Consider the following 21,845-nt stretch of genomic DNA (forward strand, 5'->3'; position numbering starts at 1 on the left):
TTATAAAGGCTGAATTACTTAATAACTCAGCCTTAAATACTAATACTTTATTTCTACTAAAAGAAACCTAATTTATTTTTATCGTAAGAGATTAACATGTTTTTAGTTTGACGATAGTAATTAAGCATCATCACATGGTTTTCTCTACCAAAACCAGATTTTTTATAACCACCAAATGGTGCATGTGCAGGATAAGAATGATAACAATTCACCCATACACGACCAGCTTTAATCGCTCGTGGTATTTGATATAATTGATGTGCATCTCTGGTCCATACTCCTGCTCCGAGTCCATAAAGTGTATCATTAGCAATTTCTAAAGCTTCGGCTTCATCTTTAAACTTTGTAACACAAACGACTGGCCCAAAAATTTCTTCTTGGAATACTCGCATTTTATTATGACCCTCTAATATTGTTGGTTTGATGTAAAACCCTTCAGCTAAATTACCGGATAATTTATTAGCAGATCCTCCTGCTAATACTTTTGCTCCTTCTTCTTTTCCTATTTCTATATAAGATTGTATTTTTTCATATTGATCTTTAGACGCTTGTGCACCTACCATTGTATTTACATCTAATGGATTATCTTGTATTATGGCATTTGTTCTTTCAACCACACGCTTCATAAAATCATCGTAAATATCTTCTTGAACCAAAATTCTAGAAGGTGCGGTACACACTTCTCCTTGATTAAAGGCAAATAAAACAGCGCCTTCAATTGCTTTATCTAAAAAAGCATCGTCATGATCCATAACCGAATTAAAGAAAACATTTGGTGATTTACCACCCAATTCCATTGTTACAGGGTTTAAATTTTTAGAGGCGTACTGCATGATTAATTGTCCTGTTGTAGTTTCGCCTGTAAACGCAACTTTATCTACTTTAGAGCTTGATGCCAAAGGTTTACCTGCTTCTGGACCAAAACCATGTACAATATTTACAACTCCTGGAGGAAATACATCAGCTATTTTTTCCATTAACAATGTCGCTGTAGAAGGTGTTTGTTCGGCTGGTTTTAAAACCACGCAATTTCCTGTAACTAAAGCTGGAGGTAACTTCCAAGACAACATTAGTAATGGGAAATTCCAAGGAATAATTTGTCCAACCACACCTAATGGCTCCTTAATATTCATGGATAATGTGTGTTGGTCTAACTCGGTTGCACTACCTTCTTCAGATCTAATACAAGCTGCAAAATAACGCCAATGATCCACACATAATGGTAAGTCTGCGTTTAAGGTCTCACGAATAGGTTTTCCATTATCACAGGTTTCCATAATAGCAAATTCCTCTAAATTAGCTTCAATAATATCTGCTACTTTATTTAACAACGTTGCTCTTTCAGTTGCTGAGGTGTTTCCCCAAGCTTCTTTTGCTGCATTAGCTGCATCCAAAGCCATTTCGACATCTTCTTTTTGTGATCTTGGATATTTAGCAATTAAACTATTGTCTATTGGAGACGTATTTTCAAAATATTGACCATCTATAGGATCAACAAATTTTCCGTTTATAAAATTGCCATATTTTTCTTTAAATTTAGGTTTAGAATAACTCATATAATTTCTTGTTAAATTAGTGAATAGATAATTTTTTAGTTTAAAAAATATATTATCTTTATTTTTGATAAAGTTATTTTATCATATTCTAATTATATTGAACAGAATTATCATAATCTTGAACATATCTATTATTAACAAATGTATGTTCTAATTTTATTGTAGTATTGAATATGCAGTCCTTATTAAATCATCATAAAAGTAGCCGAAAACTGACCACTTTAGTGGAAAATAGAACAACGTATAATGCAGATTATGCAGAACTTAACATATATGAAACCCACGCTTTTGCAGAAAAAGTGTCATTAACTTTTAACTTTCCGATAATAGCAAGTATGCTAACTGGGCAGAAAGTTATGCATATAGATGGTTTTAAAGCTTTTGATTTTTTTCCAGGTGAATCTGTAGTCATGCCAACTAACAAGGAAATGGTTATTGATTTTCCTATTGCCACTAAGCAACAGCCAACCCAATGTTTAGCCCTAGGCATTGATGCTTTTAAAATTGATGAAGTTGTCGAAAAATTTAACCAACATGTAGCCATAGAAAACGAGAATAACAGTTGGGATTTAGACCAAAGCACTTCGCATTTAATAAATAACACAGACGTTAACCATTTAATAGAAAGGTTAACCTATACTTTTACCAATAACAATAAATCTAAGGACGTTTTATTGGATTTGATGATACAGGAATTGATTGTCAGACTACTTCAAACTAAAGCAAAGTCTTTAATTATGAATGATCCTAATCATATTTTTCACGATACTAGAATTGGAACCGTTATAAAATTTATTAAAGACAACTTAACCAATAAAGATATTAGTGTAGACCTACTGGCTAAAAAAGCCTACATGAGCACGTCTCACTTCCATAAGCAATTTAAAAACACCTTAGGTATCTCTCCTATTGATTATATAAACTCTGAAAAAATTAAGTTTTCTAAAAAATTAATTAAAGAATCTACAGATTTTAGAATGTCAGAAATTGCTTTTAAATCTGGTTTTAATAACACAAGTTACTTTAACAGGCAATTTAAAAAAATGGAACTAATGACGCCTCAACAGTTTAAAGCTTCGATAAATAAAGGCTAAATTATTTCTTTTGTTATAAAAAAGATTAACCGCTATTAGTTAATGGTTTAGAAGAAGCCTTACAATTTACTCATGAAAACCCTTTTTTAAAAATTTAATAATATTATAATTAAAAAAGGCTACGTTATAAATATATGTAGCCTTTTTATTATTTATGATACTTATTGTAAACTTTGACAAGCTATCAAGCCTTCAGTAATACATATTCTCCTATCGTTTACATAAGCTAATTACTCAATAAGAACTTTAGTAGCATACGATTTGTTTTTACTATTCATTTTAACAAAATACATTCCAGGAATAAATTCTGAACAATTTACAGAAACTGTCTTGTCTAAAGTATTTTCAAGTGTTAACTCTAGCACTTGTCTTCCCGTTACATCATACATAAATAACATACCAGAAAAATCAATTGAGAAATTAAAGTTTAAATTATCTGACGCTGGATTTGGATACATTTTAATTCCTTTAGAAGTAGTTAAACTCTCTACTGTTAATGAAGGACACTCACCAATAGCTTCACCATCATCCTCATACGTATTACATTGCCAAACGACACCTGCATCTGTTCTTTGAGGACCAAATTCATGGTCTCTACCAAATAAATTATTTAAAACAGAAACGTTTGTAGGAACACCTAAACCATTACCTTTATCTATTATCTGCACACTATAACCTCCTCCATTAATCCAGTTGTCTTCAATTAAAACATTATTTATAGTACCTACGTTAGTAGACATAATAATACACTGACTATTTGCATAAGTAGGATTGTTCCAAGGCATATCAAAATTATTCCATCTCATAATACCATTTCCACCGTTTACCATTTGTACTCCATCTGCATGAGCACCATCTGCATAACCTAACTCGTGAATATAGCAGGACTCAATTAAAAAATTACTAACAGGCTTTAATCCGTCATTTCCGCTATTCCATATATTACATCTTCTTGCAATAAAATTATCTCCATAGATAGCTGCACTTTGCATTCCTCTAATTTCACAATCTTCTATTAATAAATTAGTATAATCATTACCATTAGAGTCTTTGTAGTTACAACGTATACCATAATAACCACCAGTTTCTATTAAACAATTTTTAATGGTGACATTATTTGCTTTAATATTTAAAGAACCTGAAATAATTGCATTCTCCAAAATAAAATTATCTGTAGTTATTGTGGTTGTTCCTGTGTATGCTGTTAATGTACCAGTTGTCCCTGTATTTGTTAAATCGGGTTTAACTTGAGAAAAACCATTGACAAATGATAATAAAAACAGAAAAGTAAATAATTGTTTCATACAGAATATAATGTAAAGGATTAATTAAACATTATGTACGTATGAAGTTTACTTTTTGGATCATTTAACAAAAAAAACTTTTAATAACTATTATTTTAACATAAAAAATCTAGATTATTAATAACTATATTTATGATTCTCTCATCCTTTTAAAATATGCTTTGGCTTCTTTTAAAACTTTAGGAGCTAGAATTAATGTAGCTGTCATGGTTGGAATTGCCATTAAGGCAAATACACCATCAATTAAATTAATCATTAATGCTAGAGAGGTTGTTGCTCCAAGAATTATACTTAAAATATAAAAATAGTTGTAATAGTGTTTGTATTTGTCTCCTATTAAAAACGACAGACATTTTCCGCCATAATATGCATAAGAAAATAATGATGATACACTAAAAATTACAATACATAGTAGTAATAAATACCTACCAAAAGTTGGCATTGCTACTCCAAAAGCATTGGCTGTTAAGCTTACTCCGTTAGCCTCTGTGGTTTGCCAAACACCTGTAACTAAAATTGCTAAAGCTGTTAGTGTACAAACAATTAAGGTGTCTATTGCTGGTCCTAACATAGCCACTAAACCTTCACGAATTGGCTCGTTGGTTTTTGCTGCTCCGTGAGCTAAAGGTGCTGTACCTATACCAGCTTCGTTTGAAAACGCACCTCTTCGGATTCCTAAAACTATCAATCCGCCTAAAAGACCACCTAAAAATGCATCACCTTTATAATTTTCTGCTGCAAAAGCATCTGTAAAAATAAGTTTAAAATACGTTGGCACGACTTCCGCATTAGCGAATAAAATTATAAGAATCAACACAAAATATAGCAATACCATACTTGGTACTAATTTGGATGCTACTTTACTAATTCTGTTTAAACCACCTAAAATAACAATAGATGTAATAGTTACTAATATTAGTCCAATGATTAAATTGGAGGTGAAATTGACAATAATTCCGTTTGGCATTAAAACAATATCATTTATGGCTTGAGTTAATTGGTTAACGTTAAACACTGGCAAAGCACCAATCAATCCACAAAAACTAAATAAGACTGCTAAAAGTTTCCATTGTTTACCTAAACCTTCCATTATAAAATACATTGGTCCACCTTGTATGTTACCTGCACTGTCTTTACCTCTGTACATTATGGCTAAACTAGAAGTAAAAAATTTGGTTGACATACCTACAATTGCACTAATCCACATCCAAAATACTGCTCCAGGACCACCTATTGAAATAGCAACTGCCACTCCTGCAATGTTACCCATACCAATGGTAGAGGATAATGCTGTTGTTAATGCTTGAAAATGGGTGATTTCGCCTTCGTCATCCTTATTGTCATATTTACCTCTTAGCACTTGTATGGCATGTCCTAGATATCTAAATGGTAAAAATCTAGAAAGAATAAGCAGATATAATCCACCACCAATTAATAAAATTAATAATGGTAAACCCCAAACAAAAGTGGCAAAATCTGCTATAAAGTCGTTTATTTTATGGTACATACAAACACAAAGTTTTAGACTTTAAATATAACCATTATCTTTACATCACTAACAACTATTATCTATTGAAACCAACTCGTCTATTTTTTCTTGATGCTGTACGTGCATTTGCTATTTTAATGATGCTTCAAGGTCATTTTATTGATACCTTATTAAATCCAATTTACAGAGATACAAATAACACTATTTATAATATTTGGAATTACTTTAGAGGGATTACTGCTCCTACTTTTTTTACAATTACAGGTTTAGTTTTTGTGTATTTATTATTAAAAGCTAAAGCAAAAAAAACAGATGCTGAACGTATAAAAAAAGGAATAAATCGAGGATTTTTATTAATTGGACTTGGCTATGCTTTACGGTTTTCGTTTTGGAGTTTGATGTATGGTGAAGTCAATATGAGTTTTTTACAAGTTGACGTTTTACAATGTATTGGATTATCACTAATCTTATTAATTATGCTATATAAAATCTGTTTAAAAAACGAATGGGTTTTAGCTATCCTATTTTTAATATTATGCTTTGGTATTTTTGTTTCTGAGCCTTTATACAGAAGTTTAAAAATTGAAAATGCTCCAGCACTATTTGTTAATTACCTTACCACACAAAATGGTTCTGTTTTTAATATAATCCCTTGGTTTGGCTATGTCGCTTTTGGTGGATTTGTAGCGATATTATTTAATAAATATGGACATAAAAACAATTATAAAACATTTAAAATAATTAGCTTTTATACTGTTGGAGTTATACTAATGTTTTATTCCAGTGCCATTTTAAAAACATTAGACCATTGGTTTAATTTACCATTATTTACAAAAAGTGCCAATTATAATTATTTGTTTAGTAGACTAGGCAATGTCTTATTAATATTTGGATTGTTTTATACTTTTGAGACCTATTTAAAACAAGCTATAATTACTAAAATTGGTCAAAAGACACTGTCTATTTACGTTATTCATTTTATGATTATATATGGTAGTTTTACAGGAGTTAGCTTAAAACAGTTTTTTTACAAAAGCTTAAACCCTACGCAAGCTATCTTTGGAGCATTACTTTTTATTGTTGTTGTTTGTTTTATTTCTTTTTACTACGTCAAAACCAACACCTATCTATATAACAAAATCAGAAACTTATATTTAAAATTAAAAAACTAAAGTTATGTTAATAGCTTTTTTATTTCTAAACGATTGGTTAGATTTGCAGAGTAATTAGATATTACCGTTTACACGGAAATTAAAAATGGCAAGAACAAAACAATATAACGAAACTGAAGTAGTCGAAAAAGCAATGACCCTTTTTTGGAAAAATGGCTATGAAACTACTTCTATGCAAATGCTTGAAAAAGCAATGGGCATTAATAAGTTTTCGATATATTCTAGTTTTGGTAATAAACATGGTTTATTTTTAGAAAGTTTAAAACTTTACCAATCTAATGTCAATAAGGTTTTAGATAAACTAAAAAAAGGGCATGACGGAATTGAAGATATTAAACAATTTTTCTACGATTCTGTAAGTTCAAGTTTTAAAAACGACAAAGTAAAAGGTTGCTTTGTAACTAATACTTATAATGAGTTTTCAGAAAAACAAGATGAATGCATTACTAAACAAATGAATCAATTTATGGACAATTTAAAATCTATAATTATTGAAAAGTTAAAAATGGATCCTTCTAAATCTGAAGACACAGTAACCAAACAAGCTAATTATTTATTATTAGCAAAACATGGTTTAGCTGCAGCAGCTAGAGTAAACACAAAGCAAGAAATTGAAGATTATATCGAAATGACTTTTAAAAACCTATAAAAACATTTTTTTTACACAATAACTAAACGAACGTTTAGAAAAGATTAACAAAACATTAAATAAAAACAAAAATTATGACAACATTAAAAATTCACAACATCGAAACTGCTCCAGAAGGAAGTAAATCATTATTAGAAAACTCACAAAAAGCATACGGAATGATTCCTGGTTTACACGGAGTTTTAGCAGCTTCTCCACAATTATTACAAGCCTACCAAACCTTACACGAGTTATTTACACAATCTTCATTTAACGAAGAAGAATTAACTGTAGTTTGGCAAGCTATTAATGTTGAGCATGCATGTCATTACTGTGTACCAGCACATACAGGTATTGCACATATGATGAAAGTAGACGCAGATATTACTGAAGCATTACGTAACGAAAAACCTTTAGCAGATTCAAAACTTGAAGCATTACGTACTATGACATTATCAATAGTTAGAAATCGTGGTAATGTTTCGCAAGACGATTTAGATGCTTTTTATGCTGCTGGATATGAAGAAAAACACGTTTTAGATATCATCTTAGGATTATCTCAAAAAACAATAAGTAATTATACAAACCACATCGCAAACACACCTGTAGATGAGGCGTTCAAGAAATTTGCTTGGAAAAAATAATACTATCCCTAAATTAGATTAATTAGCTGTAAACCTTCTGTTATCTTTACAGAAGGTTTATTTTTATAAAACAAATACAATGATAAAAGTATCAGTAATGTATCCAAACAGTAAAAATGTACAGTTTGATGCAGATTATTATCAAAACAAACACTTACCAATGGTGTCAAAATTAGTTGGTGACGCATTAAAAGGATTAGAACTAGACTTAGGTTTAGCAAGCAGAACTCCAGGAGAATTGGCTCCTTATGTAGCTATTGCGCATTTAAAATTTGACAGCGTTGAAGCTTTTCAAGAATCCTTTGGACCACATGGAGAAACCTTTGCTGCAGATGTAAAAAATTACAGTAATGTACAAGGTGTACTTCAAATTAGCGAATTAATAACATTGTAATTATGGCAGATAAATTAAAAATAGATATAGTTTCAGATGTAGTCTGTCCATGGTGTACCATTGGCTATAAACATTTAGAAAAAGCAATTAAAGACTTAGGCGTAGAAGATAAAATTGACATTGAATGGCAACCTTTTGAGCTAAATCCTAATATGCCAGCTGAAGGTCAAAATGTAACAGAACACATTTCCGAAAAATATGGTTCTACCTTAGAGCAACAAAAAGAATCTCAGCAACGCATGACTCATATTGGTGATGCTTTAGGTTTTAAATTCGACTACTTTAAAGATATGCGTATGGTTAATACTTTTGACGCACATGTGTTATTAGAATACGCCAAAGACTTTGGAAAACAAACCGAATTAAAAATGACTTTAACTAAAGCCTTTTTTAGTGATAGAAAAGACGTCTCGAAAAAAGAGGTTTTAAAAGAAGCACTTTTAGAAGTTGGTTTAAATGCTGACGAAGCTTTAGCTAAATTAGATAATGAGGAAGCAGGTTACCAAGTAAGAAGCATACAAAATCAATGGAAAAACATGGGAGTAAACTCTGTGCCAACCATTGTTTTTAATCGTAAAAGTGCTGTTACAGGAGCACAACCAATAGATACTTTTAAACAAGTATTATCAGAGCTGTTAAATGAATAATCTTTGGTTTAATAAAAAACCAACTGTAAAAGTATAACTCATGGAAAACAAAAATAATAAAGGCGAATTAGATGTATTATTAGATGTATTATTAGATGTATTATTAGATGAAGTACGTCAATCAGGAGCAGCAAAATTTACAGACAAAAAGAAACAAATATATGCAGATGGCATTTCTAGTGTAGCAAACTCAGGAGTTTTAGATTCTGCTTTAAAAGTTGGAGACAAAGCGCATGATTTCACTTTAAAAAATGCATTAAATAAATCCGTCACATTATACGACCAATTAAAAAATGGACCAGTAGTTTTAACATGGTACAGAGGTGGTTGGTGCCCATATTGCAACATCACTTTACACGCTTTACAAGATAAATTACCAGAATTTAAACAAGAAGGAGCTACGCTTTTAGCTTTAACTCCAGAATTGCCTGATAACTCACTAAGCACATCAGAAAAAAATGAACTTGAGTTTACTGTTTTAAGTGATGTAAAAAACATTGTTGGTAAACAATATGGTGTAGTTTTCACCTTAACAGACGATGTTGCTACTATTTACAATGCTGGTTTTGGGCTAAACAAAGTTAATGGAGACACAAGTAACCAATTACCTTTAGCTGCAACCTATGTTATAGACACAAACGGAACAATTACATATGCCTTTTTAGACGCAGATTATACACAGCGTGCAGAACCTTTAGAGATATTATCCGCTTTAAAACAATTAAAATAAAATCTACACTAATGAAAACCAGACCCAAAGTATTATTTTTTGATGTAAACGAAACTCTTTTAGATTTAAAACCTTTAAAAAATGAAGTTAAAGACGTGCTAAATGGTCAAGACCATTTGCTATCATTATGGTTTACAACATTATTACAATACTCATTAGTGGTTTCTGCAAGTGGACAATACAAATCTTTTGGGCAAATTGGTGCTGCTGCCTTACAAATGGTTGCTGCCAATAATGACATTACAATTACAGAAGAAAATGCAAGACATATTGTCGTAAATGCTTTACAAGATTTACCACCACATCCTGAGGTAAAAAACGCCTTAAACACATTAAAAAATGAAGGTTTTACACTTGTAGCGCTAACAAATTCAAATGACGAAAGTCTTAAAACTAAAATTGAAAATGCTGGATTAACTCAATATTTTGATAATTTGTTGAGTATCGAATCTGTTGGAAAATTTAAACCTTTTACTGATGTTTATAATTGGGCTTCAAATAAAATGAAAGTAAAACCTGAAGACTGTATGCTAATTGCTGCACATGGTTGGGATGTTGCAGGAGCACTTTGGGCTGATTGGCGTGCTGCTTTTATAAGCAGACCTGGACAACAACAATTTCCTTTAGCTCCAGAAACGGAAATTAATGAAAATGATTTGCAAAAGGTAGTTGACATTTTAGTTACTTATAAGTAGTACTTTTTTAATAAATACATTTTTAGATAAAACAACTTTAGTTTATTTTTAAAATATACTAAACAGTAAAATTTTGTTTAAAAAGTTTTAAATCGAAATGGACTTAGATTTTAAAAAGGCATTATTATATTAAATTCAAAAAGAGATACTCAGCTAGCTTTATTAATATTAGTAAGTGTGTATTTTGCTATTGAAACTATATTTTATAAAAAAAGAGCTTGCATTTGCAAGCTCTTTTTTATGTTTCTAAATATTATTTTAAATACGCTAATACATTAGTTTCAATACGTTCTTGTATGTTGGTCACATCTGCTTTTACAAATGGTTCTCCCATAATGTTTTCGTATAATTCAATATAACGTTCCGAAACTGTTTCAATATATTCATCAGACATCACTGGTACTGTTTGTCCTTCCAAACCTTGAAAATCATTAGCAATTAACCATTGTCTAACAAATTCTTTTGACAATTGTTTCTGCGCTTCATTGTTATCCTGACGTTCTTGATACCCATCCGCATAAAAATAACGTGAAGAATCTGGTGTATGTATTTCGTCAATTAATACAATTTTTCCGTCTTTGGTTTTTCCAAATTCATACTTTGTATCTACTAATATTAAACCTCTAGAAGCTGCTATTTCTGTTCCTCTTTCAAATAATTTACGTGTATAGTCTTCTAAAACAATATAATCTTCTTCTGTAACGATTCCTTTTTTGAGGATGTCTTCACGAGAAATATCTTCATCATGATCTCCCATTTCCGCTTTAGTTGCAGGTGTGATAATAGGTTCAGGAAACTTATCGTTTTCTTTCATACCTTCAGGCATTGTTACGCCACAAAGCATACGTTTACCTGCTTTATACTCACGTGCTGCATGACCAGACATGTAACCACGTATCACCATTTCTACTTTAAAAGGCTCGCATAAATGCCCAACAGCTACATTAGGATCAGGTGTTGCTGTTAACCAATTTGGAACTAAATCTTCAGTTGCCTTCATCATGCTAGTTGCTATTTGATTAAGGATTTGTCCTTTATAAGGAATTCCTTTTGGCATCACGACATCAAAAGCGCTAAGCCTGTCCGTTGCAATCATGACAAGTTCCTGGTCATTAATATTATAAACTGCTCTTACTTTTCCTTTATACAAACTTTTTTGTCCTGGGAAATTAAAATTAGTATCAATTATTGTATTACTCATTTAGTTGTGTTGTTGATGGGTAAATTGTGTTATTTGCTATATGGTGCAAATCTATGAAAACTTATTATTATTCTCTGTTTTCAATATTCTTATAAGCAGCTATAATCTTTTTAACTAATTTGTGTCTGACAACATCTTTATCATCTAAAAATATCATTCCTACACCTTCTACTCCTTTTAAAATTAGCAAAGCTTCTTTTAAACCAGAAATTGTACGACGTGGTAAATCTATTTGACCTGGATCACCTGTTAGTAAAAACTTTGCATTTTTCCCCATTCTAGTTAAAAACATCTTCATTTGGGCATGTGTCGTGTTTTGTCCTTCGTCCAAAATCACAAATGCGTGATCTAAAGTACGTCCACGCATGAAAGCTAAAGGTGCAATTTGTATGGTTCCATTTTCTATGTATTGTGCTAATTTTTCAGCAGGAATCATATCGCGTAATGCATCATAAATCGGTTGCATGTATGGATCTAATTTCTCTTTTAAATCTCCTGGTAAAAACCCTAGATTTTCTCCAGCTTCTACAGCAGGACGTGTTAAAATAATGCGTTTTACCTCTTTGTTTTTTAAAGCTCTAACTGCCAACGCAACTCCTGTGTAAGTTTTACCTGTTCCTGCTGGACCAATAGCAAAAACCATATCGTTTTTACGCATTAGCTCTACCATTTTACGTTGGTTTGCAGTAATGGCTTTAATAGGCTTACCGTTAGAGCCATGTACTAAAACTTCTCCGCTTTGTTCTGAAGTCGAATAATCATCGCTACTATTGCTTGTTAATACACGCTCAATAACATTTTCGTCTAGTTTGTTATATTTAGCAAAATGTTTAAAAAGCATACTTAATCTTAGATCAAATTCTTCAAGTAAATCCTCGTCTCCGTAAGCTTTAATCTTATTTCCTCGAGCAACTATTTTTAATTTAGGAAAGTATTTTTTTAATAATGTAATATTCTCATTACCTGTTCCAAAAAAATCTTTTGGAGAGATCTCTTCAAGTTCAATAATTATTTCATTCAAAAGCGTAGCATTTATTAAATTAATCTATACAAATTTATTAGTTTTGTGTACCTAACAAACTTACACATTTTTTGTGTGTTATAGGTTAAAAAAATATCAACAATACTACATGCCAATTATAACGCTTACTACAGATTTTGGAGAGAAAGATCACTTTGCTGGCGCAATAAAAGGAGCGATTTACTCAGAATTATCTGACGTAAGAATTGTTGATATCTCACACTCTGTATCACCTTTTAATATTGCTGAAGCTGCTTATATTATACAAAATGCTTACAGTAGTTTTCCTAAAGGTACCATTCATGTTATTGGAATTGATTCTGAAATCAATCCAGAAAACAAGCATATAGCAGTTGAATTAGACGAACATTATTTTGTTTGTGCTAACAACGGAATTATGAGTATGATTGCCAATGAAATAGCCTACACAAAGTTAGTAGAAATAAACATACATGATAAAATCGAAACTAGTTTTCCTGTTTTAGATGTATTTGTAAAAGTAGCTTGTCATATAGCCAGAGGTGGTACTTTAGATGTTATTGGAAAAACTATAAACAATATTAAACCTATCAAAAATTTAGTGCCTTATGTTAATGAGGAACAAACACAAATTATAGGTAGTATTATTTATATTGATAATTATGGAAATGTGGTAACCAATATTAAAAAGTCTTTTTTTGAAACTCTTCAAAAAGGACGACCTTATGAGGTATCTGCAAGAAATTATAAATTCAAAAAAATTAATACAAAGTATAGTGACATTGTTAAATTTGACACACCTGAGGACAAACGTAATGACGAAGGTCGTGGTTTAGTTGTTTTTAACAGCTCTAATTATTTAGAAATCGCTATCTATAAAAGCAACAACCAATCTGTTGGAAGTGCCAGTAGTTTAATGGGTTTAGGTTTACGTGACACTGTAACCATTAACTTTGAAAAAGAAACTGTACCTAATAATTTTTAATATAAACTATATGTTTGTAAGAATTGTAAAATTAAGTTTTGCTGAAGAAAACATAGAGACTTTTTTAGCTAACTTTGAAACTATAAAACATAAAATAAGAGGCTTTGAAGGTAACCAATTACTAGAGCTTTATCAAGACAAACACAATAGTAATGTCTTTTTTACGTATAGTTATTGGACTGCTGAAAGTGATTTAGAAAACTACCGCAACTCGGAACTATTTAAAGGGATTTGGGCTAAAACTAAACCTTTATTTAATGCAAAACCTGAAGCTTGGAGTGTAGATAAATTAGCTTCGCTAAAGTGAAAAGTGAAATATATAACGACATCAAACAAAAACAAATAACCCAATAATGCTAGCCATACTTAAAAAAGAAATCAACTCATTTTTTGCCTCTCCTATTGGTTATCTTGTCATTGCCATATTTTTACTACTAAATGGACTATTTTTATGGTTGTTTAAAGGCGAGTTTAATATCCTTGATAATGGGTTTGCAGACTTATCGTCCTTTTTCTTGTTATCACCTTGGATATTAATATTTTTAATTCCTGCTGTCACTATGCGTAGTTTTAGTGACGAGAAAAAACAAGGTACTTTAGAGCTTTTATTAACCAAACCGATTAGTACCTTACAGCTAGTTTTAGGTAAATATTTTGGTGCTTTAGCACTTATTTTAATAGCCTTATTACCAACATTACTTTACGTATACACAGTATATAAATTAGGTAATCCTACAGGAAATTTAGACTTTGGTAGCACATTAGGCTCTTATTTTGGTTTGTTATTTTTAGTGGCTACATATACTGCAATTGGTGTATTTGCCTCAACAATATCAGACAATCAAATTGTAGCATTTATAATTGCTGTTTTTTTATGCTTGTTTTTTTACATTGGTTTTGAGGGTATTGCAGACGTAACATCAAGTAACATTATCGAAAACTTAGGCATCAATGCACACTATAAAAGTATCAGTCGTGGAGTTTTAGACACTCGTGATATTATTTATTTTTTAAGTATCACTGTACTTTTTATAGCCTTAACTAAACTAAACATTAAAAAGCAATAACATGGTAATTACACCTATATTAATTATATCTTTTATTATTGTTTTTATATTAGCTTGGCTATTTATAAAAACAATTGGTGACAATAAATGGATTAGCCTTCTAATTACTTTAGTAGCTACTCCTCTACTTTATTTTTATTTGTTTTATCCTATTGTCAATATCTTTTCTGACTACTATCATCAAAAGCATTTTAATGCAGAAAATTGGAAAGAGTATCCTGAATTACGTTTTGAAATGATGGATCAAGTTTATAACAATAAACAATTAATTGGTAAAACTAAATCTGAAATTAAAAAAGACTTTGGAGCTGCTGAATGGTATGGTTGGGATGACAGCATCAAAGCCAACAGCAAAGACCAATGGAACTATAATATGGGCTTTAAACCTGGTGCTTTTAATAAGCAACAAGAATGCATTGAGTTTCAGTTTAAAAAAGACACATTAGCAGCATTAAAAATCTATCAACTTGAAAAAACTTTTGAATAAATCTATAAAACATATCGTAATTCTTGTCGTTGGTTTAATTTTGCTTAACGTTGTATCTCAAAAGGTTTACAAACGTTTTGACTTAACTACAGATCAACGTTATACGCTTAATCCTTCCGCTTTAGCGATATTAGACCAAGCAGATTCGCCTATAATAATTGATGTGTTTTTAGAAGGCGAAGACTTTCCGTCAGAATTTAGAAAGCTTCAATTAGAAACCAGACAATTGTTAGAAGAATTTAAAGCTTATAATAGTAATATTACTTTTAGCTTTATAAATCCAATTGCGGATGAAGCCACTCGCGATCAAAGCATACAACAGCTAAACGCAAGAGGGTTAACACCAATGCAATTAAATGTCAAGGAAAACGGAAAAACTAGCCAAGCAGTTATTTTTCCTTGGGCTTTAGCAAGTTTTAATGATACAACAGTTAAAATTCCTTTAGTTAAAAATACTATTGGAGCCACACAACAACAACTAGTTACAAACTCTGTACAACAACTAGAATATGCTTTTGCAGATGGATTAAGTAAATTGGTTAACCCAAAAAGACGCAAAATTGCTGTTTTAAAAGGTAATGGTCAACTAGAAAACAAATACATTGCAGATTATATAAAATCTATTAGAGACTACTATTTTATTGCTCCTTTTACCTTAGATAGCGTCGCTAATCATGCAACAAGCACATTAAAAAAACTAAATGAATACGATTTAGTAATATCTGCTAAACCTACTGAAGCTTTTACCGAAAAAGAAAAATTTGTACTTGACCAATATACTATGAATGGTGGAAAAAGTCTTTGGTTACTAGAACAAGTCGCAATGGACAAAGATAGTTTGTACAACGATTTAGGAAAAAATGTGGCAATACCAATGGATCTTAATTTGACCGATTTTTTCTTTAAATATGGTGTTAGAATTAATCCGTTAATTGTAAGCTCCATGTACTCTGCTCCAATTACATTAGCATCTGGAGAAGGTAGTAATAGTCAATTTCAAAGTTATCCTTGGACCTATTCTCCTTTAGCAAAAGGAAACAGCAGACATCCAATTGTGCATAATTTAGACTTTTTAAAGTTTGATTTTGCAAACCCAATGGATACTATAAAAAGTAGCACTAAAAAAACTATTTTACTACAAAGTGCGCCTTTAAGCAAAATTGAAGGCACACCAAGAGAGATAAGCTTGGATATGGTAAATAACCAATTAGACCCTAAAATATTTAATAAAGGCCCACAAACCTTAGCAGTATTATTAGAAGGCACCTTTACATCGGCTTATAAAAACCGAGTGAAACCAATAACTTTAGACGCTGTAAAAGACACTAGTAATCCAACCAAAATGATTGTAATATCTGATGGTGATGTTATTAAAAATGAAGTTGGTCGTAATGGTGTTGAAGAGCTTGGTTTTGATAAATATACTGGACAGACCTTTGGTAACAAAGAGTTTTTAGTAAATGCTGCAAATTATTTATTAGACGACACAGGACTTATAAACATTAGGTCCAAAGAAATAGCTGTAGCCTTTTTAAATCCTGAAAAAATTGCCCTACAAAAAACAAAATGGCAAGTTATAAACATCTTGTTACCATTGGTTTTATTAGCTGTTTTTGGTTTTATTTTTAACTACTTACGTAAGAAAAAATACGCAAAATAAGTGTTGATAAGTTTGTTTCATAATTTAAGACATTAACGATATATTTGTAAGACTAATTATTAATAGTATTAATTTCCATATATAAATGAAATTTATTGTATCAAGTACATACTTACTAAAACAACTACAGGTTTTAGGAGGTGTAATAAACAGCTCGAATACACTGCCAATTTTAGATAATTTTTTATTTGAATTAGACGGAACAAAATTAACCGTTTCGGCAAGTGATTTAGAAACGACTATGTCTGCAGTATTAGATGTAGAAAGTGATAACGAAGGTAGCGTAGCTATTCCTGCAAGATTACTTTTAGATACTTTAAAAACTTTTCCAGAGCAACCTCTAACTTTTGTTATTGAAGAAAACAACACTGTTGAAATTAGCTCTAATCATGGTAAATATGCCTTAGCTTATGCTGACGGAAACGAGTTTCCTAAGGCTGTAAGTTTAGAGGATCCAAGCAGCACAAAAATGCCTGGTCACGTATTAGCAACAGCAATAAATAAAACTATTTTTGCTGCTGGTAATGATGATTTAAGACCAGTAATGAGTGGTGTCTTTTTTCAGTTTTCAACTGAAGGTTTAACCTTTGTTGCTACTGATGCACACAAATTAGTAAAATACACAAGAGAAGATGTTCAAGCTTCTCAAGTAGCCGAGTTTATTATGCCTAAAAAACCTTTAAACTTATTAAAAGGAATTTTAGGAGCTAGTGAAGAAGAAATCACTATTGATTATAATGATTCTAATGCTAAGTTTACTTTTGAAAACACAGTGTTAATCTGTCGTTTAATTGATGGTAAATACCCTAATTACGAAGCTGTAATACCAAAAGAAAATCCAAATAAATTAACCATTGATCGTACACAGTTTTTAAACTCTGTACGTCGTGTTAGTATTTTCTCAAATAAAACAACACATCAAATTAGATTAAAAATTGCTGGAGCAGAATTAAACATTTCTGCAGAAGATATTGACTACTCTAACAAAGCAGAAGAGCGTTTAACTTGTGATTATCAAGGTGACGACATGCAAATAGGGTTTAACTCAAGATTTTTAACAGAGATGTTAAACAATCTAGGATCTAATGATGTACAACTAGAGTTGAGCATGCCAAACAGAGCTGGTATTTTAACACCAATTGACGATTTAGAAGAAGGTGAACATGTAACAATGTTAGTAATGCCAGTGATGCTTAATAGCTAAAACTTATACACTTTAACCAATAAATCAAGCAATTCATCTTTGAATTGCTTTTTTTTTGACCCTTATCAGAATAAAAGATTACATTTGAATACTATTTATCTGAAACAATTTTCTGATTTTCAATTTGTTAAGACATATTAATTAATCAATACAATGAAGCATTTAATTAAATTAGTAGTTATAACTGTAATAATTTGCTTAAGTCAATGGTCTTGTAATAATGATGATGATACTACATCTACTCCATCAGAAACTAATAGTGTATTAGTAGGAGAATGGCTAAGATCTGATAATCTTATTAATCCCAATATAGAATATAAAATAACCTTGTTAGATACAGATGGTAATGGTATTATAACAGATTTACAAATTACCGATCAAGGTACAATATCCAGTGCTAATCAAATTACTTGGTACGTTAGTGATAATATGTTACATATGACATTAAACGATGATACAGAAATGACAAGTACTGTTCAGTTTATAGATAATGAAAAGATTATTTTGGCTAACATATCAGATCATTATTTTATAAAGCAGTAAGAATAACTTAAGATTATAAACTAAAAAACGCAACCCTTACAAGTTGCGCTTTTTTTTATAATAGTTTTTTATTCTTGATCATCTAAAGACAAAAGTATACCATTATAATTTCCTGAAATCTCTGTACCATCATTTCTAACAAAATTAAACGTTAAGGTTAAATTATCTGTAGAATAGTTAGTTACAGTAATACTACCTTGGGTGACTTCTAAATCTGGATTACTACCACTTTTATAAAATTGAATAAAACCATTTTCGTATTCTGCATCAATAATATCTCCATTTACGATAAACTCTAAACTTGATATTTCAGACAAATCATAAGTTTCATTAGATGTCAAATCTGAATGGTTTATTCTAGCATAAAAGTAATCTACATTATTAAGTGTAGTACCATTATAAGAAGCTTCAATTTGTGCTTGTGTATTATTTGTTAAACTTAAAAACACTGAATTATTTAATGTAGGTTCTACAATTGCTGTTTTCATTTCAAACTCAGAATCGCCTACTGTTATTTTATTTGTTACTGTATTGTTTTCAATTGAATTATCATCATCATCTGACGAACAAGCTGTAAAAAAGACAACTAATAGACTTAGATATAAAATTTTAATTGTTTTCATTTTTTTATTTCTTTTAGTTAAAAATTTTTAGTTTTTAATAAACTTTTTAATATTTTCTCTGTTATCTGATTTAATATTTATAAAATATAAACCTGCATTTAAACCAGAAACATCTATTCCATTAGAAAATATCTCTGTTTGTTTAATTATTTGTCCACTAACATTATAAATTGTTATTGAATCTATTGCATTATCTGATTTAATAAATAATTTATCGTTTACAGGATTAGGATATAGTCTTACTGAATTTGTACTTAAAGAAACATCGTCAACACTTAATGTAGAAATATACTCATAAGCACCTAAATCTATAGTGGTATTAAATATTCTATCGTTACCTGATAAATCTACATCACCAAATAAAGCTACATCGTAGTATGCGTTATCTCCTTGATCAACAATATAATTTGAAGCTGATGTTGGCTTATATTCACTATCTAAATTTAAGTTATCTGTTGTTGGATCTAAAGTGGTTACGTTTGTAGCATTAAATGTCCCATAAGTTCCTGCGTTTGATGATACATTAGCAATGGTGTTTCTAATAAATACATCGTATGTAGAACTTAAACCGTCGGAAATATCTCTAGTGGCTGCTGTGCCATTAGTTTTATTCTGCCAAAAAATAACATTATTAATATTTAAGTTTACACTACCATTACCTGATGCCGTAATAGAATTGCCATAAGTACTATTATAATCGTTATTAACAAACGTACTATTATTAATTACAACATCTAAAGTGCTTCCGTTATTCCAATCTTCTCTGTAAATATCTAAGGCTGTAAGATTGATATCGTTATCTGCTACCAATACATTTGCCCAACGTGTAAAAATATAACCGTTTGTACTATCAGATACTAAGAGAACCAATCCCATATTAACAATGGTGTTGTTTATAAATTTGGTGTTTTCAATAAGTAATCCTTGATTAAATTTTCTAATTTTAAGTAAATAGCCATTTGAATAATTACTTCTGAATACAGAATTTTTAATTTTTAAGTTATTAGCATTTAAATTATTTGGTATAAATATAACACCGTTTTCTTCTACGCCTCCAGATTGTGATGTATCGTAAATATTTTCAAAAATAATACCATCAAAGGTCACGTTACTTGTTCTTAACTCAAATAATCGTTCCGCATTATCGGTTTTGTTTGAGGTAAAATCTCCATCAATATCATCACCATTAATATCTCCTGTAAAAATGGTTGCATTTGTGGTATGAATAGCTGTTAAGTCTCTATCTGCTAGAGTCGTTTCGGTTCCTGCAAAACCACCAATAATATCTACTTCGTTTGTACTAACAGCTATTGGTGTATTTTTGTCTGCTAATGTATACGTTCCTTTTGCTACCCAAACAGCATCATTTAAATTTGTAAGTGCTAAAGCGTCTGCTACGTTTGTAAAAGCATCTGTCCATGAGCTACCATCGTTGACTCCTGTTGCATTTGCATCTACATAATAAACTGTTGGTATACAGTTTTCACTATAACTTGTTTGATTATCTTTAGTCCAACCTGCCACGTACAAACCACTGTTTGCTGGTGGCGAAAAGCCTGCATCAACTTGAATACAAGTTAAACTTGGATTACCATAAGCTTTCATCCAATTTATATTGCTGTTATTACCATTAGCTATATTTAATTCGTATAAAACAGTGTTATTATGACATTGTATGTCTGTAATCTGTGTATTGGCACTAATATCTAATATTTCAATTTGATTATCAGCACAATGTAAACGCGTTAAGGCTAAGTTATTACTTACATCTATAGTTGTTAAATTATTTGTGTAACAATCTAGACGTGTTAAATTGGTAAAAGCTTCAATACCTGTTAAATCTGCAATAGATAGACCATTGATAAGAAGCTCTGTTGTAGCTTGTGCTTCAGCCACTGTAATTTCAGTATCATTATTTACATTGATACTACTATCGTTTACTAAAAAACTTTTGAAATTAGCATCAGGAATATTTACTATTTGGTTTAACGCTGCGCAATCGTCGCCATAAATTGCAGAGTTACCTTTAGTCCAACCTTGGCTGTATATTCCTGCATCTGCTGGTGGTGTAAAACCAGCATCTTTTTGAATGCATGATAAACTATTTCCATAGGCTTTCATCCAGTTAATATTACTGTTATTACCATTGGCAATGTTTAATTCATATAAAACACCATTGTTATGACATTGTATATCTGTAATTAATGTGTTTGCACTAATGTCTAATGTTTCTATTTGATTATCAGAACAGTGTAAACGTGTTAATGCTAAATTATTACTAACATCTAAAGCGGTTAAATTATTACTATAACAATCTAATCTTGTAATATTAACAAAAGCTTCAATACCAGTTAAGTCTGAAATAGATAAACCATTTATTAATAATTCGCCCGAAAACACTTGTGCTTCTGCAACAGAAATTTCAGAATCTGAATTTGTATTAATTGCTGAATCTGCCAACAAATAGTTTTTAAAGTTAGCATCGGGTATATTTACGTTTTGCGCTATAATACTACACCATGTAGTTATCATTAAGTAGGATAATAAGAGTAAAGTTTTTTTCATTGTAGTTAAGATTAATATTAATATCATCTACAAAATAACAGCAACACTAAAGGTTTTTAATTTGCTTTTTTCTGAATGACTTTAATTTCTTTCTAAATGATTTATTAAAATTATCCCTACGGTTATTTCATAAAAAAAGCCTGCTTAATCAAGCAGA

General features: G+C 30.6%; 22 protein-coding genes. 15 read left to right on the forward strand and 7 right to left on the reverse strand.

The features are described 5' to 3' along the window. Positions 1–56: 56 nt before the first annotated feature. Complete coding sequence (locus tag ITB9_RS03915; protein ID WP_054851229.1) at positions 57–1,556, reverse strand: aldehyde dehydrogenase family protein; 1,500 nt, start codon at positions 1,554–1,556, stop codon at positions 57–59. A gap of 173 nt (positions 1,557–1,729) precedes the next feature. On the opposite strand from ITB9_RS03915, the gene ITB9_RS03920 reads away from it, so the two are divergent. After that, the gene (locus tag ITB9_RS03920; RefSeq protein WP_054851230.1) at positions 1,730–2,650 is read left to right on the forward strand and encodes an AraC family transcriptional regulator; all 921 of its coding nucleotides are present in this window, start codon (positions 1,730–1,732) and stop codon (positions 2,648–2,650) included. Positions 2,651–2,880: 230 nt separating this feature from the next. Here the strand turns inward: ITB9_RS03920 and ITB9_RS03925 are convergent, their stop codons facing one another. Together ITB9_RS03925 and ITB9_RS03930 are read right to left on the reverse strand one after the other, a co-directional pair. Continuing rightward, positions 2,881–3,954, reverse strand: a complete 1,074-nt coding sequence (locus tag ITB9_RS03925) for a right-handed parallel beta-helix repeat-containing protein (RefSeq protein ID WP_054851231.1) — start codon at positions 3,952–3,954, stop codon at positions 2,881–2,883. Positions 3,955–4,084: 130 nt separating this feature from the next. Beyond that, positions 4,085–5,461 carry a sodium:alanine symporter family protein gene (locus ITB9_RS03930; RefSeq protein WP_054851232.1) on the reverse strand — a complete coding sequence of 459 codons (1,377 nt, stop codon included), beginning with the start codon at positions 5,459–5,461 and terminating at the stop codon, positions 4,085–4,087. A gap of 65 nt (positions 5,462–5,526) precedes the next feature. Between ITB9_RS03930 and ITB9_RS03935 the strand changes: the two genes are divergently transcribed. From ITB9_RS03935 to ITB9_RS03965, 7 genes are all read left to right on the forward strand, one after another. Then, positions 5,527–6,615, forward strand: a complete 1,089-nt coding sequence (locus tag ITB9_RS03935) for a heparan-alpha-glucosaminide N-acetyltransferase domain-containing protein (RefSeq protein ID WP_082396035.1) — start codon at positions 5,527–5,529, stop codon at positions 6,613–6,615. Positions 6,616–6,700: 85 nt separating this feature from the next. Then, positions 6,701–7,264 (forward strand): TetR/AcrR family transcriptional regulator, encoded by a 564-nt coding sequence (locus ITB9_RS03940; RefSeq protein ID WP_054851233.1) that lies wholly within the window; start codon positions 6,701–6,703, stop codon positions 7,262–7,264. Positions 7,265–7,338: 74 nt separating this feature from the next. Further along, positions 7,339–7,887, forward strand: a complete 549-nt coding sequence (locus ITB9_RS03945) for a carboxymuconolactone decarboxylase family protein (protein WP_054851234.1) — start codon at positions 7,339–7,341, stop codon at positions 7,885–7,887. Positions 7,888–7,966: 79 nt separating this feature from the next. Then, positions 7,967–8,281: an EthD family reductase gene (locus ITB9_RS03950; RefSeq protein WP_054851235.1), complete on the forward strand. Its 315-nt coding sequence runs from the start codon at positions 7,967–7,969 to the stop codon at positions 8,279–8,281. 2 nt (positions 8,282–8,283) lie between these two features. After that, the gene (locus tag ITB9_RS03955; protein ID WP_054851236.1) at positions 8,284–8,928 is read left to right on the forward strand and encodes a DsbA family oxidoreductase; all 645 of its coding nucleotides are present in this window, start codon (positions 8,284–8,286) and stop codon (positions 8,926–8,928) included. Between the two features lie 40 nt (positions 8,929–8,968). Next, entirely contained in the window at positions 8,969–9,658 is a 690-nt protein-coding gene (locus tag ITB9_RS03960) for a peroxiredoxin-like family protein (RefSeq protein WP_054851237.1), read from the forward strand. Between the two features lie 11 nt (positions 9,659–9,669). Next, positions 9,670–10,353: a haloacid dehalogenase type II gene (locus tag ITB9_RS03965; protein ID WP_054851238.1), complete on the forward strand. Its 684-nt coding sequence runs from the start codon at positions 9,670–9,672 to the stop codon at positions 10,351–10,353. A gap of 253 nt (positions 10,354–10,606) precedes the next feature. On the opposite strand, the gene ITB9_RS03970 is transcribed toward ITB9_RS03965, so the two are convergent. Next, on the reverse strand, positions 10,607–11,554 hold the full coding sequence (locus ITB9_RS03970) for a phosphoribosylaminoimidazolesuccinocarboxamide synthase (protein ID WP_054851239.1): 948 nt from the start codon (positions 11,552–11,554) through the stop codon (positions 10,607–10,609). Between the two features lie 67 nt (positions 11,555–11,621). Then, positions 11,622–12,575: a PhoH family protein gene (locus ITB9_RS03975; RefSeq protein WP_054851240.1), complete on the reverse strand. Its 954-nt coding sequence runs from the start codon at positions 12,573–12,575 to the stop codon at positions 11,622–11,624. A gap of 109 nt (positions 12,576–12,684) precedes the next feature. On the opposite strand from ITB9_RS03975, the gene ITB9_RS03980 reads away from it, so the two are divergent. From ITB9_RS03980 to ITB9_RS04010, 7 genes are all read left to right on the forward strand, one after another. Then, complete coding sequence (locus ITB9_RS03980; RefSeq protein ID WP_054851241.1) at positions 12,685–13,539, forward strand: S-adenosyl-l-methionine hydroxide adenosyltransferase family protein; 855 nt, start codon at positions 12,685–12,687, stop codon at positions 13,537–13,539. Between the two features lie 10 nt (positions 13,540–13,549). Beyond that, positions 13,550–13,846 (forward strand): putative quinol monooxygenase, encoded by a 297-nt coding sequence (locus ITB9_RS03985; RefSeq protein ID WP_054851242.1) that lies wholly within the window; start codon positions 13,550–13,552, stop codon positions 13,844–13,846. A gap of 46 nt (positions 13,847–13,892) precedes the next feature. Next, positions 13,893–14,606, forward strand: coding sequence for a gliding motility-associated ABC transporter permease subunit GldF (gene gldF / locus ITB9_RS03990; RefSeq protein ID WP_028606294.1), 714 nt, complete (start codon positions 13,893–13,895; stop codon positions 14,604–14,606). Position 14,607: 1 nt separating this feature from the next. After that, on the forward strand, positions 14,608–15,093 hold the full coding sequence (locus tag ITB9_RS03995) for a hypothetical protein (protein ID WP_028290993.1): 486 nt from the start codon (positions 14,608–14,610) through the stop codon (positions 15,091–15,093). After that, a complete protein-coding gene (gene gldG, locus ITB9_RS04000; protein ID WP_054851243.1) occupies positions 15,074–16,753 on the forward strand; it encodes a gliding motility-associated ABC transporter substrate-binding protein GldG in 1,680 nt (559 codons plus the stop codon). Before ITB9_RS03995 ends, gldG begins: the two co-directional genes overlap by 20 nt. Before the next feature lie 85 nt (positions 16,754–16,838). After that, positions 16,839–17,957, forward strand: coding sequence for a DNA polymerase III subunit beta (dnaN, locus tag ITB9_RS04005; protein WP_028290995.1), 1,119 nt, complete (start codon positions 16,839–16,841; stop codon positions 17,955–17,957). A gap of 153 nt (positions 17,958–18,110) precedes the next feature. After that, a complete protein-coding gene (locus ITB9_RS04010; protein WP_054851244.1) occupies positions 18,111–18,500 on the forward strand; it encodes a hypothetical protein in 390 nt (129 codons plus the stop codon). Positions 18,501–18,568: 68 nt separating this feature from the next. Here ITB9_RS04010 and ITB9_RS04015 read toward each other — a convergent pair whose 3' ends face one another. Then, a complete protein-coding gene (locus tag ITB9_RS04015) occupies positions 18,569–19,123 on the reverse strand; it encodes a hypothetical protein (RefSeq protein WP_054851245.1) in 555 nt (184 codons plus the stop codon). A 27-nt stretch (positions 19,124–19,150) separates the two neighbouring features. Beyond that, the gene (locus ITB9_RS04020) at positions 19,151–21,688 is read right to left on the reverse strand and encodes a T9SS type A sorting domain-containing protein (protein ID WP_054851246.1); all 2,538 of its coding nucleotides are present in this window, start codon (positions 21,686–21,688) and stop codon (positions 19,151–19,153) included. Positions 21,689–21,845: the final 157 nt, after the last annotated feature.

Origin of the sequence: Olleya sp. ITB9 (assembly GCF_001315805.1) — a bacterium.
Taxonomy (GTDB): Bacteria; Bacteroidota; Bacteroidia; order Flavobacteriales; family Flavobacteriaceae; genus Olleya; species Olleya sediminilitoris.

What these genes read in the sequence shown, in the direction of transcription:
- ITB9_RS03950 (WP_054851235.1), top strand. Translation starts at nt 7,967, where the DNA reads ATGATAAAAGTATCAGTAATGTATCCAAACAGTAAAAATGTACAGTTT.
- ITB9_RS03995 (WP_028290993.1), top strand. Translation starts at nt 14,608, where the DNA reads ATGGTAATTACACCTATATTAATTATATCTTTTATTATTGTTTTTATA.
- gldF (WP_028606294.1), top strand. Translation starts at nt 13,893, where the DNA reads ATGCTAGCCATACTTAAAAAAGAAATCAACTCATTTTTTGCCTCTCCT.
- ITB9_RS03940 (WP_054851233.1), top strand. Translation starts at nt 6,701, where the DNA reads ATGGCAAGAACAAAACAATATAACGAAACTGAAGTAGTCGAAAAAGCA.
- ITB9_RS03915 (WP_054851229.1), bottom strand. Translation starts at nt 1,556, where the DNA reads ATGAGTTATTCTAAACCTAAATTTAAAGAAAAATATGGCAATTTTATA.
- ITB9_RS04010 (WP_054851244.1), top strand. Translation starts at nt 18,111, where the DNA reads ATGAAGCATTTAATTAAATTAGTAGTTATAACTGTAATAATTTGCTTA.
- ITB9_RS04020 (WP_054851246.1), bottom strand. Translation starts at nt 21,688, where the DNA reads ATGAAAAAAACTTTACTCTTATTATCCTACTTAATGATAACTACATGG.
- ITB9_RS03965 (WP_054851238.1), top strand. Translation starts at nt 9,670, where the DNA reads ATGAAAACCAGACCCAAAGTATTATTTTTTGATGTAAACGAAACTCTT.
- ITB9_RS03980 (WP_054851241.1), top strand. Translation starts at nt 12,685, where the DNA reads ATGCCAATTATAACGCTTACTACAGATTTTGGAGAGAAAGATCACTTT.
- ITB9_RS04015 (WP_054851245.1), bottom strand. Translation starts at nt 19,123, where the DNA reads ATGAAAACAATTAAAATTTTATATCTAAGTCTATTAGTTGTCTTTTTT.
- ITB9_RS03930 (WP_054851232.1), bottom strand. Translation starts at nt 5,461, where the DNA reads ATGTACCATAAAATAAACGACTTTATAGCAGATTTTGCCACTTTTGTT.
- ITB9_RS03985 (WP_054851242.1), top strand. Translation starts at nt 13,550, where the DNA reads ATGTTTGTAAGAATTGTAAAATTAAGTTTTGCTGAAGAAAACATAGAG.
- ITB9_RS03970 (WP_054851239.1), bottom strand. Translation starts at nt 11,554, where the DNA reads ATGAGTAATACAATAATTGATACTAATTTTAATTTCCCAGGACAAAAA.
- ITB9_RS03955 (WP_054851236.1), top strand. Translation starts at nt 8,284, where the DNA reads ATGGCAGATAAATTAAAAATAGATATAGTTTCAGATGTAGTCTGTCCA.
- dnaN (WP_028290995.1), top strand. Translation starts at nt 16,839, where the DNA reads ATGAAATTTATTGTATCAAGTACATACTTACTAAAACAACTACAGGTT.
- ITB9_RS03960 (WP_054851237.1), top strand. Translation starts at nt 8,969, where the DNA reads ATGGAAAACAAAAATAATAAAGGCGAATTAGATGTATTATTAGATGTA.
- ITB9_RS03945 (WP_054851234.1), top strand. Translation starts at nt 7,339, where the DNA reads ATGACAACATTAAAAATTCACAACATCGAAACTGCTCCAGAAGGAAGT.
- ITB9_RS03925 (WP_054851231.1), bottom strand. Translation starts at nt 3,954, where the DNA reads ATGAAACAATTATTTACTTTTCTGTTTTTATTATCATTTGTCAATGGT.
- ITB9_RS03920 (WP_054851230.1), top strand. Translation starts at nt 1,730, where the DNA reads ATGCAGTCCTTATTAAATCATCATAAAAGTAGCCGAAAACTGACCACT.